The 15,054-nt window shown below is 59.7% G+C and carries 15 protein-coding genes and 2 tRNA genes; 12 read left to right on the forward strand and 5 right to left on the reverse strand.

What is annotated here, in order from left to right:
* Positions 1-88: 88 nt before the first annotated feature.
* Positions 89-1,414, forward strand: coding sequence for a hemolysin family protein (locus ACYJRZ_RS09625; protein ID WP_459458322.1), 1,326 nt, complete (start codon positions 89-91; stop codon positions 1,412-1,414).
* Positions 1,415-1,567: 153 nt separating this feature from the next.
* Complete coding sequence (gene ppdK / locus ACYJRZ_RS09630; protein ID WP_459458324.1) at positions 1,568-4,234, forward strand: pyruvate, phosphate dikinase; 2,667 nt, start codon at positions 1,568-1,570, stop codon at positions 4,232-4,234.
* 25 nt (positions 4,235-4,259) lie between these two features.
* Here the strand turns inward: ppdK and ACYJRZ_RS09635 are convergent, their stop codons facing one another.
* Together ACYJRZ_RS09635 and ACYJRZ_RS09640 are read right to left on the reverse strand one after the other, a co-directional pair.
* Positions 4,260-4,541, reverse strand: a complete 282-nt coding sequence (locus ACYJRZ_RS09635; RefSeq protein ID WP_459458326.1) for a hypothetical protein — start codon at positions 4,539-4,541, stop codon at positions 4,260-4,262.
* A gap of 91 nt (positions 4,542-4,632) precedes the next feature.
* Positions 4,633-5,043 carry a hypothetical protein gene (locus ACYJRZ_RS09640; RefSeq protein WP_459458328.1) on the reverse strand — a complete coding sequence of 137 codons (411 nt, stop codon included), beginning with the start codon at positions 5,041-5,043 and terminating at the stop codon, positions 4,633-4,635.
* Positions 5,044-5,284: 241 nt separating this feature from the next.
* Here ACYJRZ_RS09640 and ACYJRZ_RS09645 point away from each other — a divergent pair, with 241 nt between their 5' ends.
* Complete coding sequence (locus ACYJRZ_RS09645; protein ID WP_459458330.1) at positions 5,285-6,217, forward strand: DUF1499 domain-containing protein; 933 nt, start codon at positions 5,285-5,287, stop codon at positions 6,215-6,217.
* Between the two features lie 6 nt (positions 6,218-6,223).
* Here ACYJRZ_RS09645 and ACYJRZ_RS09650 read toward each other — a convergent pair whose 3' ends face one another.
* Positions 6,224-7,132 carry an MBL fold metallo-hydrolase gene (locus tag ACYJRZ_RS09650; RefSeq protein ID WP_459458332.1) on the reverse strand — a complete coding sequence of 303 codons (909 nt, stop codon included), beginning with the start codon at positions 7,130-7,132 and terminating at the stop codon, positions 6,224-6,226.
* Entirely contained in the window at positions 7,129-7,431 is a 303-nt protein-coding gene (locus ACYJRZ_RS09655) for a cupin domain-containing protein (protein ID WP_459458334.1), read from the reverse strand. The genes ACYJRZ_RS09650 and ACYJRZ_RS09655 overlap by 4 nt, the downstream gene beginning before the upstream one ends.
* Before the next feature lie 158 nt (positions 7,432-7,589).
* Here ACYJRZ_RS09655 and ACYJRZ_RS09660 point away from each other — a divergent pair.
* The 3 genes from ACYJRZ_RS09660 to ACYJRZ_RS09670 all read left to right on the forward strand — a co-directional run bounded on the left by ACYJRZ_RS09660 (position 7,590) and on the right by ACYJRZ_RS09670 (position 10,847).
* Positions 7,590-7,664 (forward strand) — tRNA-Gln (locus tag ACYJRZ_RS09660).
* Between the two features lie 391 nt (positions 7,665-8,055).
* Positions 8,056-9,129 carry a glycosyltransferase family 2 protein gene (locus tag ACYJRZ_RS09665; RefSeq protein ID WP_459458336.1) on the forward strand — a complete coding sequence of 358 codons (1,074 nt, stop codon included), beginning with the start codon at positions 8,056-8,058 and terminating at the stop codon, positions 9,127-9,129.
* Entirely contained in the window at positions 9,129-10,847 is a 1,719-nt protein-coding gene (locus ACYJRZ_RS09670) for a hypothetical protein (protein WP_459458338.1), read from the forward strand. The genes ACYJRZ_RS09665 and ACYJRZ_RS09670 overlap by 1 nt, the downstream gene beginning before the upstream one ends.
* 137 nt (positions 10,848-10,984) lie before the next feature.
* Here the strand turns inward: ACYJRZ_RS09670 and ACYJRZ_RS09675 are convergent, their stop codons facing one another.
* Positions 10,985-11,410: a hypothetical protein gene (locus ACYJRZ_RS09675; RefSeq protein WP_459458340.1), complete on the reverse strand. Its 426-nt coding sequence runs from the start codon at positions 11,408-11,410 to the stop codon at positions 10,985-10,987.
* A 305-nt stretch (positions 11,411-11,715) separates the two neighbouring features.
* Between ACYJRZ_RS09675 and ACYJRZ_RS09680 the strand changes: the two genes are divergently transcribed.
* The 6 genes from ACYJRZ_RS09680 (at position 11,716) to ACYJRZ_RS09705 (ending at position 15,048) form a co-directional block, all read left to right on the forward strand.
* Positions 11,716-11,792, forward strand: a tRNA-Pro gene (locus ACYJRZ_RS09680).
* A gap of 442 nt (positions 11,793-12,234) precedes the next feature.
* Positions 12,235-12,945, forward strand: a complete 711-nt coding sequence (locus ACYJRZ_RS09685) for a pentapeptide repeat-containing protein (protein WP_459458740.1) — start codon at positions 12,235-12,237, stop codon at positions 12,943-12,945.
* A gap of 37 nt (positions 12,946-12,982) precedes the next feature.
* Positions 12,983-13,480 carry a GAF domain-containing protein gene (locus ACYJRZ_RS09690; RefSeq protein ID WP_459458341.1) on the forward strand — a complete coding sequence of 166 codons (498 nt, stop codon included), beginning with the start codon at positions 12,983-12,985 and terminating at the stop codon, positions 13,478-13,480.
* 181 nt (positions 13,481-13,661) lie between these two features.
* Positions 13,662-14,111: a peptide-methionine (R)-S-oxide reductase MsrB gene (gene msrB / locus ACYJRZ_RS09695; protein WP_095434197.1), complete on the forward strand. Its 450-nt coding sequence runs from the start codon at positions 13,662-13,664 to the stop codon at positions 14,109-14,111.
* The gene (gene msrA / locus ACYJRZ_RS09700) at positions 14,108-14,635 is read left to right on the forward strand and encodes a peptide-methionine (S)-S-oxide reductase MsrA (RefSeq protein WP_459458344.1); all 528 of its coding nucleotides are present in this window, start codon (positions 14,108-14,110) and stop codon (positions 14,633-14,635) included. The genes msrB and msrA overlap by 4 nt, the downstream gene beginning before the upstream one ends.
* Positions 14,635-15,048 (forward strand): DUF6314 family protein, encoded by a 414-nt coding sequence (locus ACYJRZ_RS09705; RefSeq protein WP_459458346.1) that lies wholly within the window; start codon positions 14,635-14,637, stop codon positions 15,046-15,048. The genes msrA and ACYJRZ_RS09705 overlap by 1 nt, the downstream gene beginning before the upstream one ends.
* Positions 15,049-15,054: the final 6 nt, after the last annotated feature.

Below are 15,054 nucleotides of genomic sequence, written 5' to 3' on the forward strand. Positions count from 1 at the left end.
TGCCGTGTCGGCTGCCGCGCGTCGTGAAAGCGTGCTAGTTTCGTTTTTCGATCAACAACATGGGCGCTGATCCGCCCGGAAGGGAAGTATGTCTGACTCGACTGGCGGTATTTTCGATATCCTCGGAATACTTGCCGTATTGCTCCTCGTCGCTGCCAACGGTTTTTTCGTTGCGGCCGAGTTCTCTCTGGTTTCCGTTCGCCGCAGCCGCGTGACGGAGCTCGTTGCCGAAGGGCGCATGAACGCCAAGGCGCTGCAGAAGGCGGTCGATAATCTCGATGCCAACCTTGCCGCCACGCAGCTCGGGATCACCATTTCTTCGCTCGCTCTTGGTTGGGTCGGCGAACCCGCTCTTGCTCATCTGCTCGAGCCGCTGCTTGATTTTCTTCCCGGGACATGGGCAGCTGCCGGATCGCACGCGATTGCCGTCGCCATTTCCTTCATCATCATCACGGCGCTGCATATCGTCCTTGGCGAACTTGCGCCGAAGAGCCTGGCATTGCAGCGCAGCGAGGGCACAGCTCTCGGTGTCGTGCGCCCGCTCGGCCTGTTCCTCTTCCTGCTGCGGCCGGCCATCTCGGTACTGAACGGCCTCGGCAATCTCGTGCTTCGCCTCTTCGGGCTGCGCCCTGGCGCAGGCGAGGGTTCGCTGCATTCGCCGGCCGAGATCAAGCTCCTGATCGCCGAAAGCCAGGAGGCCGGCCTGCTGGAACAGGCGCAGCAGGATCTGGTCGAGCGCGTCTTCAATATCGGCGACCGCGATGTGTCCGATATCATGACGCCGCGGCTCGAGGTTGAATGGATCGATGCTGAGGACCCGCCGGAGGAAATGCAGAAAACCATCCGCGAAAGCCGGTTTGAGCAGCTTCTCGTCGGACGCGGATCGATCGACGAGCCGATTGGCATGATTCTGAAGAAGGATCTGCTTGACCAGCTTCTGAACGGCGAGCCGCTGAACCCGATGGCCGTCATCCGCCAGCCCCTGGTCGTTCATGAATCCACGGCCGTCTTCAAGGTGCTGGAAAACTTCAAGCGCGCGCCAGTCCGCCTTGCCATGGTCATCGACGAATATGGCAGTCTGGAAGGCATCGTCACGCAGACGGACCTGCTGGAGGCGATCGCGGGCGATCTGCCCGATATGGACAACGACACGCCTGATGTCGTCGAGCGGGCCGACGGATCGCTGCTGATGGAAGGCATGATGCCCGTCTATGATGCCTTCGCGCGGCTGGGCCTTCGTTTCAGCGAGGAGGAGGTCAATTTCCATACGCTCGCCGGCTTTGCTCTCTACCAGCTCGGCCATCTGCCCGAGGTGGGGGAGAGTTTCTCCTACGGTGACTGGCATTTCGAGATTGTCGATCTCGACGGTATGCGCATCGACAAGATTCTCGCCAAGCGCGCGCCGCAAGCTTAGCCATGGACCGGAAGGCTCTCGATTTCGATCAATCGATTGAAATCGGGAGCTTTCGAGTCATATTTATTGTGCGGTGCAACATTTTGCCGTATTTGTCGATTTTCATTTGTGCTGCAGTGAATTAAGTTCAACCGGAGGAGTTGGACGGAGACAATGACGAATTGGGTATACACATTCGGCGACGGCAAGGCCGAGGGGGGCGCCGGCGATTTTGAGCGGCTCGGCGGCAAGGGCGCTAATCTTGCGGAAATGTGCAATCTCGGCCTGCCGGTCCCGCCGGGGCTGACGATCGTCAGCGATGTCTGCACTTTCTATTACAAGAACGGCCGCAAGATTCCCAAAGAACTGAAGCCCCAGGTCATGCGGGGTTTGCAGCGGATGGAGGCCATTACCGGACGCAAGTTCGGCGATACCGAGCGGCCACTGCTGGTATCCGTGCGCTCGGGCGGCCGCGCCTCGATGCCGGGCATGATGGATACGGTTCTCAATCTCGGGCTCAATGACGCCACGGTGCAGGCGCTCGGCCACGATGCCGGCGACGCCCGCTTTGCCTGGGATAGCTACCGCCGCTTCATCCAGATGTATGCCGATGTCGTCATGGGTCTCGATAACGAGGTTTTCGAAGAGATTCTGGAGGATGAAAAGGCGCGGTTCGGCCATGAGTTCGACACCGATCTCACCGCCGTCGAATGGCAGCACGTCGTCTCGACCTATAAGGCGGTCATCGAGGAAGAATTGGGCGAGGCCTTTCCGCAGGAGCCGGAGGTTCAGCTGTGGGGCGCTGTCGGCGCCGTTTTTGCCAGCTGGATGAATGCCCGCGCCGTCACCTATCGTCATCTGCACAATATTCCCGAGGGTTGGGGAACCGCCGTCAACATTCAGGCAATGGTGTTCGGAAATCTCGGCAATTCGTCGGCCACCGGCGTCGCCTTCACGCGCAATCCGTCGACGGGGGAGAAGGAGCTTTACGGCGAATTCCTCGTCAATGCGCAAGGGGAGGATGTCGTTGCCGGCATCCGCACGCCGCAAAGCATCACGGAAGCCGCCCGCATCGCGTCTGGCTATGACAAGCCATCGATGGAAAAGCTGATGCCGGAAGCCTTTGCCGAGTTCAGGAACATCTGCGCGCAGCTGGAAGCGCACTACCGCGACGTTCAGGACCTGGAATTCACCATCGAGCGCGGCAAGCTCTGGATGCTGCAGACCCGCAATGCCAAGCGCACCACCAAGGCCGCGATGAAGATCGCCGTCGACATGGTCGACGAGGGGCTGATCACGGAGGACGAAGCTGTTTCCCGCATCGATCCGACGTCGCTGGACCAGCTTCTGCATCCGACAATTGACCCGCGTGTCCGCCGCGAGGTCATCGGCTCCGGCCTGCCCGCATCTCCGGGGGCCGCCACGGGCGAAATCGTCTTCACCGCCGAAGAGGCGATCATTGCCGAGGAAGAAGGCCGCAAAGCCATTCTCGTACGGATCGAGACGAGCCCTGAAGATATTCACGGCATGCATGCCGCCGAGGCGATCCTGACCACCCGCGGCGGCATGACCAGTCACGCCGCCGTCGTTGCCCGCGGCATGGGCATTCCTTGCGTCGTCGGTGCCGGAACCATGCGCATCGACATGCGCAATGAAAAGCTGATCGGCATTGGCGTCACCTTGAAGAAGGGCGATATCGTCACGATCGATGGCTCTACCGGCCAGGTCCTGAAGGGCGAAGTGCCGATGATCCAGCCGGAACTCTCAGGCGATTTCGGCCGCATCATGGCCTGGGCGGACCGCTCGCGCCGCATGACGGTACGCACCAATGCCGACACACCTGCCGATGCGCGCGCGGCCCGTTCCTTCGGCGCCGAAGGCATCGGCCTTTGCCGCACCGAGCACATGTTCTTCGAAGGCGACCGTATCCATGTGATGCGCGAGATGATCCTTGCGGAGGACGAAGCGGGGCGCCGCGCCGCCCTCGCCAAGCTCATGCCAATGCAGCGGCTCGATTTCACTGGCCTCTTCACCATCATGCATGGCTTGCCCGTGACGATCCGCCTGCTTGATCCGCCACTGCACGAGTTCCTGCCGAAAACGGATGAGGAGATCGCCGAGGTTGCCGGCATCATGGGCATGGAGCCGGCCGCGCTGCGCCAGCGGGTGGATGCGCTGCACGAGTTCAATCCCATGCTTGGCCATCGCGGCTGTCGTCTGGCGATTTCCCATCCGGAGATCGTCGAGATGCAGGCTCGCGCTATCTTCGAGGCCGCGGTTCTGGCCGCGCGTGAAACGGGCGCGGCGGTCGTGCCCGAGATCATGGTGCCGCTCGTCGGCCTGCGCTCGGAACTGGATTACGTCAAGGCCCGCATCGACGAGGTGGCGCGTGCCGTGATGACCGAAGCGAAGATGAAGATCGACTATCTCGTCGGTACGATGATCGAGCTGCCACGTGCCGCCTTGCGGGCCCATATCATCGCGGAGGCTGCCGAGTTTTTCTCTTTCGGCACGAACGATCTGACGCAGACGACCTTCGGTATGTCACGCGATGACGCTGCCGCCTTTATCCCGACATACCAGCGCAAGGGAATTATCGAGCATGATCCTTTCATATCGCTCGATTTCGACGGGGTCGGCGAACTCATTCGCATCGCGTCGGAGCGCGGCCGCCGTACGCGCAACGACATGAAGCTCGGCATCTGCGGCGAGCATGGCGGCGATCCCGCGTCTATCCATTTCTGTGAGGATATCGGGCTGGACTACGTGTCCTGTTCGCCGTTCCGCGTGCCGATCGCGCGGTTAGCCGCAGCCCAGGCGGCAATCAGGGGACGAGCCTGATTCTCCACATCTGGATGTTCGTGGATCAGTGGCGCCAGTAGCCGCGATGATAGTAATATCCCGGACCGCCGACGACGATGGTCGGACCCCAGAAGAAATCGTCATTGCTTTCCATGAAGGCACGCTGGTCTGCGCGCCGGCTAAGATCCTGATTCATCAGGCAATTGGCAAAGTTCTGGGTGCCTGGCTTAAAGCCATAGCCGCTGCATCTTGACGCGTCGGCCGCCCGGATTTCCTCGGCCGTCTGGCAGGAGGAGAGTGCAAGCATAATGGCGAGAAGAGATAGTGTGGAAGCTGCGATACGCATGACATGTTATCCTGAATGCGGATTTACAGGCACAGACTATAGCGTCGCGCGTGGTGGCGCGAAAGGCGTATTGCCACCGCAGCCAGGTTGCTTAGGCCGCTTCCTTTGGCTTCGCCGGCATCCGCTGCAAAAGATCGACGAAGGCATCGGCAAAACGCAAAAGGTGCTCGGTCTCCTCAGCGGGCTGCAGTAAACGGATTTCCGCGCCATCTTCGTCCAGAGCGGCAAAGAGGGTGCGCATCGTCGCGTTTCCTTCCGGAATTCGCAGCACCGCCAATCTGCGGCAATCGGGTATCAGCCCTTCTGCTGGCAGATCGAACAGAAAATCGCCCTGCACGGCCGAAGCTGCCTTGCGGACGGCTTCGCAAAAGCCAGGTTCGCCACCGGAAAAACCCTCAAGCGAAAGCTCCAGTTCAAGCAGCTCCAGCGGCAAGAACGGGTCGGTCGTCTCGGTTCCGGCAATAGCCGGCACTGATTTGGCAGTGACGTCTTGAGAAAGCATCGGTTCCATCTCATCAAGTCCTTTCACAGCCTCGATAAAACGCTAAAGAATGGCCTTTTTTAGGAATTTAAGCAAGTGCTCACGTTTTTGGTCTAGGCGTTACTGGTTTGAGCTTGGACGAAACATTGGACACCGATGCCGTGACATTCGATTTATTTTCGGCATTTCTTGATCTAAACATAAGTCGCTTTCCGGGATTCGGTGCATCCGGCTTCCGATCCGACGTGCCGACGAGCCTTTGATGACCATTCGTTTCGACCGTCCTGTTTCACATGCTGCCCGTGCCGCGCGTTTGATCGCTTCATTTGCATTGGTGCTCTGTGGCGTGACGCTGATCGGCCACCGTTTCGCGCCGCTGGAAACGCCTTATTTCGTGCTGCTACTTCTGATTTCCGCCGGCTGCGCGATCCTGGCGGTGCTGCTCGCGGTGGTAGGCCTTGCGCAGCTCTGGCAGAGCGCTGCCATCGGCGGCGTCTCAGCCGTCAAGGCGCTTGTCTATGCCGCTCTGCCGCTCGCCATCCTCGGCCTCGGCGCCGAGCGCTACTGGACGCGCCCGCATATCTATGAGATTTCGACAGACCTCAACGATCCGCCGGAATGGCTGGCGACACCGGATGCGCCGCAGCTATGGCTGCCGCCGCGCCATCTGGTGACGCAGCAGGAACGCGAGGCGCAGTTCGAGGCCTATCCCGCCTTGATCAGCCGGCGTTACGAAGGTGCGTCCGACCGCGTGCTGGATGCGGTGCGCAAGGTCGCGCATGATCGCCGCATCACCATCGTCAAGGCCGAAGGCGCCGACGTCGCGGACCCGAATGGCAACGTAAAGCCGAAACGTCGCACGCGCCCGCAGACAGTCAATCCGGCGCAGGACGGCAGCGTCGCCGGCGATGTGCCCGCCATCATTCCAGTGCCGACCCCGCGTCCCTTCCGTGATGGAGTGGCGGAACTCATCCGTCAGAATACCGATGTCATCCTGCAAGGCGAAACGCGAACCCGCATCTTCGGCCTGCCATGCGATATATTGATCCGCATTCGCGAGGAGGCGGAAACGACGCTCGTCGATATTCGCGTCGCCTCCCGCTATGGCCAGGACGATCTCGGCGTCAGCGCCGATCTGGCCGATGACTATCTGAAGGCACTGGATGCGGAACTGCTCGGCATCGCCGGAAGCTGAGCAGACTCAAGCCGGGCGATAAGCCCCCAAAAGCGCCGGCGGCCCATCGGTTTCCACCTGACCTTTCTCGACCAGGTCTTCCAGATGTGCCAGCACCGAAAGGGCTGCTGCGCCATGCAGCCGCGGATCCGTCTCGCGATAAATGGCTTTCACCATGTCCGGGATCAGCCGGTCGCCTGCCTTGATGCGCTCCAGCACGGCCCGCTCGCGCATGCGCCGGTGGGTCCGTAATCCTCGCATGAAGGAGGCAGGCTCCTTCACCGGCCCGCCATGTCCAGGCAGAAACAGCCGGTCTTCCCGGGCAAGCAGCCGCTCCAGCGAAGCCATGTAATCCGCCATGGAGCCGTCAGGCGGTGCGACGATCGAGGTCGCCCAGGCCATGACATGATCGGCGGAAAAGACGATGCCCGTGCCCTCGAGCGCGAAGCAGGCGTGGTTGGCCGTATGGCCCGGCGTCAGCAGCGCCGTCAGCTGCCAGCCGTCTCCCGAGACGCTTTGACCATCGGCGAGTACGATATCCGGCTGAAACTCCATGTCGGAGCTTTCGGCAAAGGGATTGACCTCGCCCTGATGGAGCGGGCGCGCAGCGCGGTGCGGCCCTTCGCCGACGGTCAGTGCCCCCGTTGCTTCCTTCAATCGCTTAGCCAGCGGCGAGTGATCGCGATGGGTGTGGCTGACGAAGATATGTGTGACTTCGCGCCCCTTCAGCGCCGCCAGCAGGGCAGCGAAATGCTCTTCATTCTCCGGGCCGGGGTCGATGACGGCGACGGAAGAGCCGCCCACGATGTAGCTATTGGTGCCGTGGAACGTGAAAGCGCTGGGATTGTTGACCGTCATCCGCTCGATACCAGGCGCGACGGGGATGGCGCGGCCATAGGCGGGTTCGAAGGCAAGGTCGAAGTCAGGCGTACTCATGATTGCTTGTATTCGATTTCGATGAATGACATCGGCTCGGAGCCGGCATTGACGACATTGTGCTCGATGCCCGCCTCGCGCCGATACGCAGCGCCCTTGGCGATATCGACGCGCCTGTTGCCGCCCGGTTCCTCCAGCAGAAACTGGCAATCCGTCATCGGCACCACGACATAGCCAAGGCCATGGACATGATGGCCAGTATCGGCACCCGGCTCGAAATCCCAGCGCGTAATGCGGCAGACGGCATCATCGAGAAGCACGGTGGCCATAGCCGGAGGGCGGGCGCGAAACTGGCTCATCGGACCTCTTCACTTCAAATGCGGTGCAGCAAGACCTATCATAGCGGCGCAGAAAGCACACAGAAATATGCATCCGCGCATCACTTAATCATTGTAGCGAGATGCGACCTTTGCTAATCAGACGCCGATTTGGCTGGCATGACCGCCATTTCCTCTGTTGGGGCGTCGCCAAGCGGTAAGGCACCGGTTTTTGGTACCGGCATTCCCAGGTTCGAATCCTGGCGCCCCAGCCACATCAGAATCCGTTCGGGACACATGTTGCGTTTTATTCCTGAGAGATAGGTAACAATTTTCAGCGGATAAACTCAGAACATGGCCATCAGTCTCTCCGGAACGCCCGCTCCTCAGCCGGGTCTTACGGAAAGGCATATTGCCGCGGCGTCGAACGATATCCCGGATGAATATGGACGTCAGGCAGCAAAAGTAATTCACGATCGTAAATCGAGCAAAGTATCGGACCAGGAAAGTGGTTGTGCTGTAATCGTTCGGCCCGCTGATTAATTTCGACCCAACCTCTCTATTGGCATTCGGTTGCCTTCCATATGGAGCCGGTCGTTTCCATCCTTAAACCTTGCTTGACCATTTTCCCCCATTGTAGTCGCCATCATCTCGATACAGGCGATCATGAATCAAAACCCCGAAGAATTGCTGCTTTCCATCGTTGCCCCCTGCCACAATGAGGAGGAGGGGCTTGGCGAATTTTGCCGGCGGGCGGAGGCAACAGCGAGGGGCATCGCCGGCGAGGCCTTCGAGATCGTCCTGGTGGATGACGGATCGACCGATGGCACCTGGGAGGTGATCGCCTCTGCCGCGGCTGAGACGCCGCAGGTGCTGGGCGTACGCCTGATGCGCAATCACGGGCATCAGCTTGCGACGACCGCCGGTCTTGCCGCCTCGCGCGGCGAGCGGGTGCTGTTGATCGATGCCGATCTGCAGGATCCGCCGGAATTGTTGCTCATGATGATGCCGATTATGGATCGCGGCGCGGATGTCGTCTATGGCCAGCGCGTGCGCCGGCAGGGAGAGAGCTGGTTCAAGCTCGCCTCCGCCTGGCTCTTCTATCGGCTGCTGTCGCGGTTTGCGTCGGTGGCGATCCCGCGCGATGTCGGCGACTTCAGGCTGATGCGCCGTCGCGTCGTCGATATTCTGCTGGCGATGCCGGAGCGGGATCGTTTCATCCGCGGCATGGTAAGCTGGATCGGCGGGAAGCAGGTGGCACTGCCCTATGAGCGCGATGAGCGCTTTGCCGGCACGACCAAATATCCGCTGCGCAAGATGATCAATTTCGCGATCGACGCCATCACCAGCTTCTCCACCGTGCCCTTGCGCATCAGCACCTGGCTCGGCCTTGCCAGCGCCGGCTGTGCGGCCTTGCTGCTGCTCTACACGCTCGTTCGCTGGTTTGCGGGCGAAACGATCGTCGGCTGGTCGAGTATCATGGCCGCCATCACGGCCTTCAGCGCCATCCAGCTCATCTGTATCGGCATTATCGGCGAATATGTCGGCCGTCTGGTGCAGGAGAACAAGCGGCGGCCGATGTTCATGATCGAAAGCCTCCTGCAGAAGGGCCGGTCGCTAGATATTCCCAGCGACTTCTCCGATCTGGACGCGGTCGGTAAGCGGCGTGCGCTCGAACGCGCCTTGAGCGGCACTCGCGGGACGGCTGACAATACGGAGCAGGTGAGGGCGAACGGTTGATGCCGCAGCTATCCGCGAGCGCGCCGTCATCGGAAGATGCGGCTGTTTCCGCGACCGTGCGCGAAGCAGCCGATACGGATGCCGCCATTGTCAAGCAGAAGCCGGGTCTGGCAATTGTTGCCTTTCTGATCGTGGTTGCGATTTTAGTCACCGCCTTCCAATTCCCGCCGATCCTCGATTATCCTAATCATTATGCCCGCATGTGGCTGCTTGCTGGCGGCATCGACACACCCCCCTTTCACGAAATCTATGCGGTCGATTGGAACAGGACCTTCACCAATGTCGGTATTGATCTCGCCGCCTATTGGCTGGGGCCGCTGGTCGGTGTTCCGCTGCTGGCGCGCAGCGTTCTCTTCCTGGCGATCGTTCTGCCGCCTCTTGGGGCTATCGCCCTGCATCGGCGCCTGCACGGCGGCGGCTATTATTGGCAGATCGGCATATTGTATTTCGCCTGGTGCGCGACGCTGATCGGCGGCTTCATCAATTTTCAGATCGGGCTCGGCATGGCGCTGCTTTTCGCGAGCGTCGATCATGCTCTGCAATCGAGCAAGCCGGCCGTGCTCTTCGTTTGGCGCCTGTTCGCCGGCTTGCTGCTCACTATCATGCATATCTTTTCGCTAGGCTTCTACATGGCGCTTATCTGCGGTCTCGAATTCTCGCCAACGACAGCGGCATTGAAGTCATGTCGCGATTTCCTGCGCCTATGTTGCAGGCTTCTGGTTGCTATTTTGGCCTGCGCCCTGCCGGCGACTTGCCTGTTCTTCTACCAGCGCGTCTTGCCCGGCGATGGCAGTGGTATCAATACAGCCTGGAACGATACGCCGCTCCTCATCGTCGCCAATTTGGTGTCGGCATTCTGGAGCTATACGCTGCCGGCGGATATGCTGTTCCTGATCCCCCTCGTGCTTGTCGTGACCAATGCCGTTCGAACCCACCGGCTGCGCCTGCATGCAGGGCTGGCTGTCACAGTCGTTGGCTTGCTGATCCTCTCCTGCCTATCCCCACGCCATGTTATGGAAACAGGCTGGATCAGCTGGCGTTTCCCGATTATGGCGGCCCTTGCAGCGATGGTTATGGTGTGCCCCTTGCCCAATCTGCCCCGGCGCCAAGCGGTTCTCGTTGTCACTGGGATGGTTGCCGTTGCGCTCGGCAGAACAATCTGGATCGGGGCCAACTGGTGGCATGGCCAGGCCGTCGTTGCCGATGTCGCCACCGTGCTCGAACATGTTCCGGAGGGATCGGCAATTTTACCGATGGCTCATAAGCCCGCGAATAAGCCGATTAACATAAGCACACGATATTATGCCTGGGACGAGGATACATTCCGGCATCTGCCGACACTTGCGATCCCTTACGCCCATGCCTTCGTGCCCACGGTTTTCACTGCCGTCGGCAAGCAGCCGCTGAACGTCTTGCCACCATGGCGAGATATCGCCGTGCCGGAGGGTAATCTCATTTCCCCTGGCCTGCTGAGTTGCCCTTCAGAGCTAAAGGTTTTCATCGAGGTAGCGCCTTATCTCGTCGACTGGAGGCGTCGTTTCGATTTCCTTTTGGTTATCAATGCCGACATACCCGATCAATACGGCGACAAGCTTCCCCCTGGCCTGAGGCTCATTGCCGATACGCGGTTTGCCAAGCTCTACGCGATCGACAAGGCGTTTATGCCCGCGGCCGATGGCCCGTCCTCGCAGAGCTGTTCGCATCCGCCACAGATCTGAAGCTCACAGCCTTTAAGATCCGCTTCGAGCGCCTCGGACGTTTGATTTCGCGCTTGCTCTATCACTATTGTTCGCAAAGCAACAGGCAGCCCTCGCAGGCTGCCTGCTGATATTGTCTCAGGATAAAGCTTCTGGCTTCAGTCCGTTTGTTCAGCTTTTGCAGCCTTTTCCGGCGGCGCCAGAAGCTCGGCGCAATAGGATGGTCCGCTGACACCAGGCTGGTCGCCAAGGATTTTGACGGAGCGGATTTCGTAGCTCTGGTTGGTGACGATGTCGGCCTTGCAGCTCAGGGAGCGCTTGCCGGCCTTCTTGCCTTCCTTGTTAACGATGGTGACGTTCTTATAGCCGCCACGCCAGGTGTAGACGCGATTGCCGCCTTCGTCGCGGTCGGAGATCGGCGGGCCGTAAGCTGCGAAGAAGCGGCCTGCAGACTGGCCCTGCCAGCGATCCTGAACTGGGTTCTTTGCCAGTAGCGGCAGGGCTGCTTTCGTTGTTGTCGTCGTGGTGCTGCAACCGGCCAGTGCCAGCAACAGTCCAGCCGCGGTGATCATGCGGATATTCATCGTGTCGTCCTTGAGCTTCTGTCACGCAAAGGTCGCGGAAAAGCCGCGCTGTCCCACGACATTTTCCATCTGTCCCGCTTAGGGCTTTACCGCCAAAGCCGGCAAAAGAAAATTCCCATCCGCGTGTACAAACGGGATTTTACTCAATCTGTTGCGTCTTTTGCACGCCAGGATTTTTGGCCGCTGTTTCCTGCCGATTTTCTAGGCAGATGTCGTTGTAATCTTTTCGTCAAAAATCAGATGCTTTTTTTGAATTTGGTGCTTGTGCATCAAAAATGGCTGGTCTATAGAAGCGCCGCTGGTCACGGAGTGTAGCGCAGTCTGGTAGCGCACCACGTTCGGGACGTGGGGGTCGAGTGTTCGAATCACTCCACTCCGACCAGTCTAAAATACTGATTTTCTTCCCGAAAAATGTCTCTCCCGAAATAAGCTGCGAGATCCTGCCCGAAGATTGGGTGGTTATCGCCTGAAACATCTGCGCCCCGTTCCGCTATATGGCTGCCTGGAGGTTGGCTGGCCTGAGATCATCTTCAGCCCGCTGTATGGTTGGCTGAGAGCCTAGGTGCGTGTCGCCGCCGGCATTGTGGATCAACGTCAATCGCACTTAGATATGCTTTTATAAAACCGGCTCTTTTTGTCGCCTGAAGCACCATATACAAAGAAGAGGGACGTGCATCCGACTCAGGTGAGAGTTCGGCTGGCAGGTGCTGGAGCGGAGTAGCGGAATGGGTCTTGTTAACGGGGTGGCCAGATTGGCCGGGGAGACAATCATGGGGCGGCGCCGGCGTAGCAATGCCTTGCGTGATAATGCCGTCGGGAAGAGATTGGGAATCGCAACCTGCTTTGGAGTGCTCGCGTTGAGCGCCGCATTTCTTTTGGGTTCCGGCAGCAATATCCTGAGTGCCGCCGATTGCGGCAATGTCGCCGGGCCGGGGCTGGATTGGAGCGGCTGCAGCAAGGCCAATATTATGTTACAGAGCAGTGATCTTCACGGTGCCAATCTTGCTGGCGCACATTTCGATAGCACCGATCTCAGCGACACCAACCTGACCTCGGCCAATCTCGAAAAGGCGACGCTGGTGCGTGCCTGGCTGAAAAATGCCAAGGCCGATGGCGCGAATTTCGCGAAGATCGAGGCCTATCGTTCCGATTTCAGCAACGCCTCGATTAACGGCGCCTCGTTTGCCAATGCGGAATTGCAGCGGGCCGAATTCGCCGGAGCGCAGCTCAACAACGCCGATTTTCAGAAGGCGGAGCTCGGCCGCGCTGATTTCGACAAGGCGGTGCTGACGGGGGCGAATTTCTCCTTTGCCAATCTCTCGCGCGCGACCCTGAACGGCGCGGTAATGGATGGGGCCACCTCTTTCAGTGGCGCCTTCATGTATCTGACGCGCATAGAGGGGCTCGATCTGTCGAAGGCAAGCGGTCTGCAGCAGGCGCAGATCAATCTGGCTTGCGGAGACAATACGACCATATTGCCGTCATGGCTGAAGGCGCCGTCCAGCTGGCCTTGCCCGCCGGATGAGAAGGACTGATAGTTTCTTCGCGACAGAACTTCGAAAGAGCAACTCCATGTTCGTGGAAAAAGCGATCCAGCACGACAGCAAGCCCGAATTCTATCGAGAACTTGCGGAACAGCTGAAGGCCTTGCTCGATGGTGAGCAAGATTGGATTGCCAATGCGGCCAACACCTCCGCATTGATCTACCAGATGCTGCCGGACCTCAATTGGGCTGGCTTCTATTTCCTTCAGCGGGAAGACGAGCTTGTGCTGGGGCCGTTTCAGGGCAAGCCGGCCTGCGTGCGCATCGCTGTGGGTCGTGGCGTCTGCGGGACGGCGGTCGAAAGAGCGCGTTCGGTCCTCGTCGAGGATGTGCACGCCTTTCCCGGGCACATCGCCTGCGATGCCGCCTCGCGATCGGAACTGGTCGTACCGCTCTTTCGCGATGGGAAGGTCTTCGGCGTCATCGATCTCGACAGCCCGCTGCCCGGCCGTTTCGATGGTGACGATCAAGCTGGCATCGAGAGGCTCGCTGCGATCTATGTCGCCTTGAGCGAGGCGAATAGGTAGGGTGCGGGAAGGGCGAGGCGTCACGCCGTCGTGATCGATATGGCAAATCGATCACGTGGTGCCTATATTGGCTCTGCAACCACTCCCTTAGCGTTGATCGATCTATTCCGGCCTTCTCCAGTCCTCATCGAGGACATCAGGCCAAGCTCGAAAGGCGTGCCAAGGGGCAAGGAGAACAACAATGGGCAAATACAGCAAGACGGCAGAGGCCATCGCCAAGCTTACCCCTGAGCAGTATCGGGTGACGCAGCAGAGCGGCACGGAACGTCCCGGCTCCGGCGAATATCTCTATAACAAACAGCCGGGCATCTATGTCGATATCGTCTCGGGCGAGCCGCTTTTTGCCTCCGCCGACAAGTTTGATTCCGGCTGCGGCTGGCCGAGCTTCACCAAGCCGATCGAACCCGCCAATGTCAGCGAACTGACCGACATGTCGCATGGCATGGTGCGCGTGGAAGTGCGCTCGGCGAATGGCGACAGCCATCTCGGCCATGTTTTTCCGGACGGACCGATCGATCGCGGCGGCCTGCGCTATTGCATCAATTCCGCCTCGCTTCGCTTCGTGCCGCGTGACCGCATGGAAGCAGAAGGCTATGGTGACTACATCGATCAAGTGGAGGATGTAAGATGACAACGGAACGTGCAGTTCTCGCCGGCGGTTGCTTCTGGGGTATGCAGGATCTCATCCGCCGTTATAACGGCGTCATCTCGACGCGCGTTGGCTACAGCGGCGGCGATGTCCGTAACGCCACCTATCGCAATCACGGCACCCATGCCGAGGCGATCGAAATTATTTTCGATCCGCAGAAGATCAGCTATCGCGATCTGCTGGAATTTTTCTTCCAGATCCATGATCCGACCACGCGCAACCGGCAGGGCAACGATGTCGGCTTGAGCTACCGCTCGGCGATCTTCTACACCAGCGAAGAGCAGAAGCAGGTCGCGCTGGATACGATTGCCGATGTCGACGCTTCCGGCCTGTGGCCCGGCAAGGTCGTCACCGAGGTCGCACCGGCCGGCGATTTCTGGGAAGCAGAGCCGGAGCACCAGGATTATCTGGAGCGCTATCCGAACGGCTATACCTGCCACTTTATCCGGCCGGGCTGGAAACTGCCCCGCCGGCAGGCTGACGCGGCGCAGCGCGCGGCGTCCTGATGAAAGGATCGGCCGGCGCTGGCCGGCTGAGCCCCTTCCTCGGTGCATGGGAAGTGAAGCGGCGGATCATCGACCGTTTCAATCGCTCCCTGATCACATTCGAAGGGCAGGCGTTCGTCACGCCTGTCCAGTTCGAGGAACATGGCGATACGCGAAGCGACCACGCGACGCTGAGAAGCAGCCGAACCTATCGGCTCGATGACGCGGATGGTGATCTCATCGTGCGCTTCCCCAATCTTTCGGAATTCATTCGCATTGGAGACAGCGCCTCGCAGCGCGTCATCCATCATTGCGGTCCCGATCTCTATTGTGGCCATCTGTTTTTTCGCTCGCCGGATGCCTGGGCTGAGTTGTGGCATGTGCGCGGGCCAAGAAAAAATTATCTGAGCCTCGCACACTACCGACGCATTTGATGGGAA

This window comes from Rhizobium sp. No.120, from assembly GCF_054558365.1.

What these genes read in the sequence shown, in the direction of transcription:
- ACYJRZ_RS09625 (WP_459458322.1), top strand. Translation starts at nt 89, where the DNA reads ATGTCTGACTCGACTGGCGGTATTTTCGATATCCTCGGAATACTTGCC.
- ppdK (WP_459458324.1), top strand. Translation starts at nt 1,568, where the DNA reads ATGACGAATTGGGTATACACATTCGGCGACGGCAAGGCCGAGGGGGGC.
- ACYJRZ_RS09635 (WP_459458326.1), bottom strand. Translation starts at nt 4,541, where the DNA reads ATGCGTATCGCAGCTTCCACACTATCTCTTCTCGCCATTATGCTTGCA.
- ACYJRZ_RS09640 (WP_459458328.1), bottom strand. Translation starts at nt 5,043, where the DNA reads ATGCTTTCTCAAGACGTCACTGCCAAATCAGTGCCGGCTATTGCCGGA.
- ACYJRZ_RS09645 (WP_459458330.1), top strand. Translation starts at nt 5,285, where the DNA reads ATGACCATTCGTTTCGACCGTCCTGTTTCACATGCTGCCCGTGCCGCG.
- ACYJRZ_RS09650 (WP_459458332.1), bottom strand. Translation starts at nt 7,132, where the DNA reads ATGAGTACGCCTGACTTCGACCTTGCCTTCGAACCCGCCTATGGCCGC.
- ACYJRZ_RS09655 (WP_459458334.1), bottom strand. Translation starts at nt 7,431, where the DNA reads ATGAGCCAGTTTCGCGCCCGCCCTCCGGCTATGGCCACCGTGCTTCTC.
- ACYJRZ_RS09665 (WP_459458336.1), top strand. Translation starts at nt 8,056, where the DNA reads ATGAATCAAAACCCCGAAGAATTGCTGCTTTCCATCGTTGCCCCCTGC.
- ACYJRZ_RS09670 (WP_459458338.1), top strand. Translation starts at nt 9,129, where the DNA reads ATGCCGCAGCTATCCGCGAGCGCGCCGTCATCGGAAGATGCGGCTGTT.
- ACYJRZ_RS09675 (WP_459458340.1), bottom strand. Translation starts at nt 11,410, where the DNA reads ATGAATATCCGCATGATCACCGCGGCTGGACTGTTGCTGGCACTGGCC.
- ACYJRZ_RS09690 (WP_459458341.1), top strand. Translation starts at nt 12,983, where the DNA reads ATGTTCGTGGAAAAAGCGATCCAGCACGACAGCAAGCCCGAATTCTAT.
- msrB (WP_095434197.1), top strand. Translation starts at nt 13,662, where the DNA reads ATGGGCAAATACAGCAAGACGGCAGAGGCCATCGCCAAGCTTACCCCT.
- msrA (WP_459458344.1), top strand. Translation starts at nt 14,108, where the DNA reads ATGACAACGGAACGTGCAGTTCTCGCCGGCGGTTGCTTCTGGGGTATG.
- ACYJRZ_RS09705 (WP_459458346.1), top strand. Translation starts at nt 14,635, where the DNA reads ATGAAAGGATCGGCCGGCGCTGGCCGGCTGAGCCCCTTCCTCGGTGCA.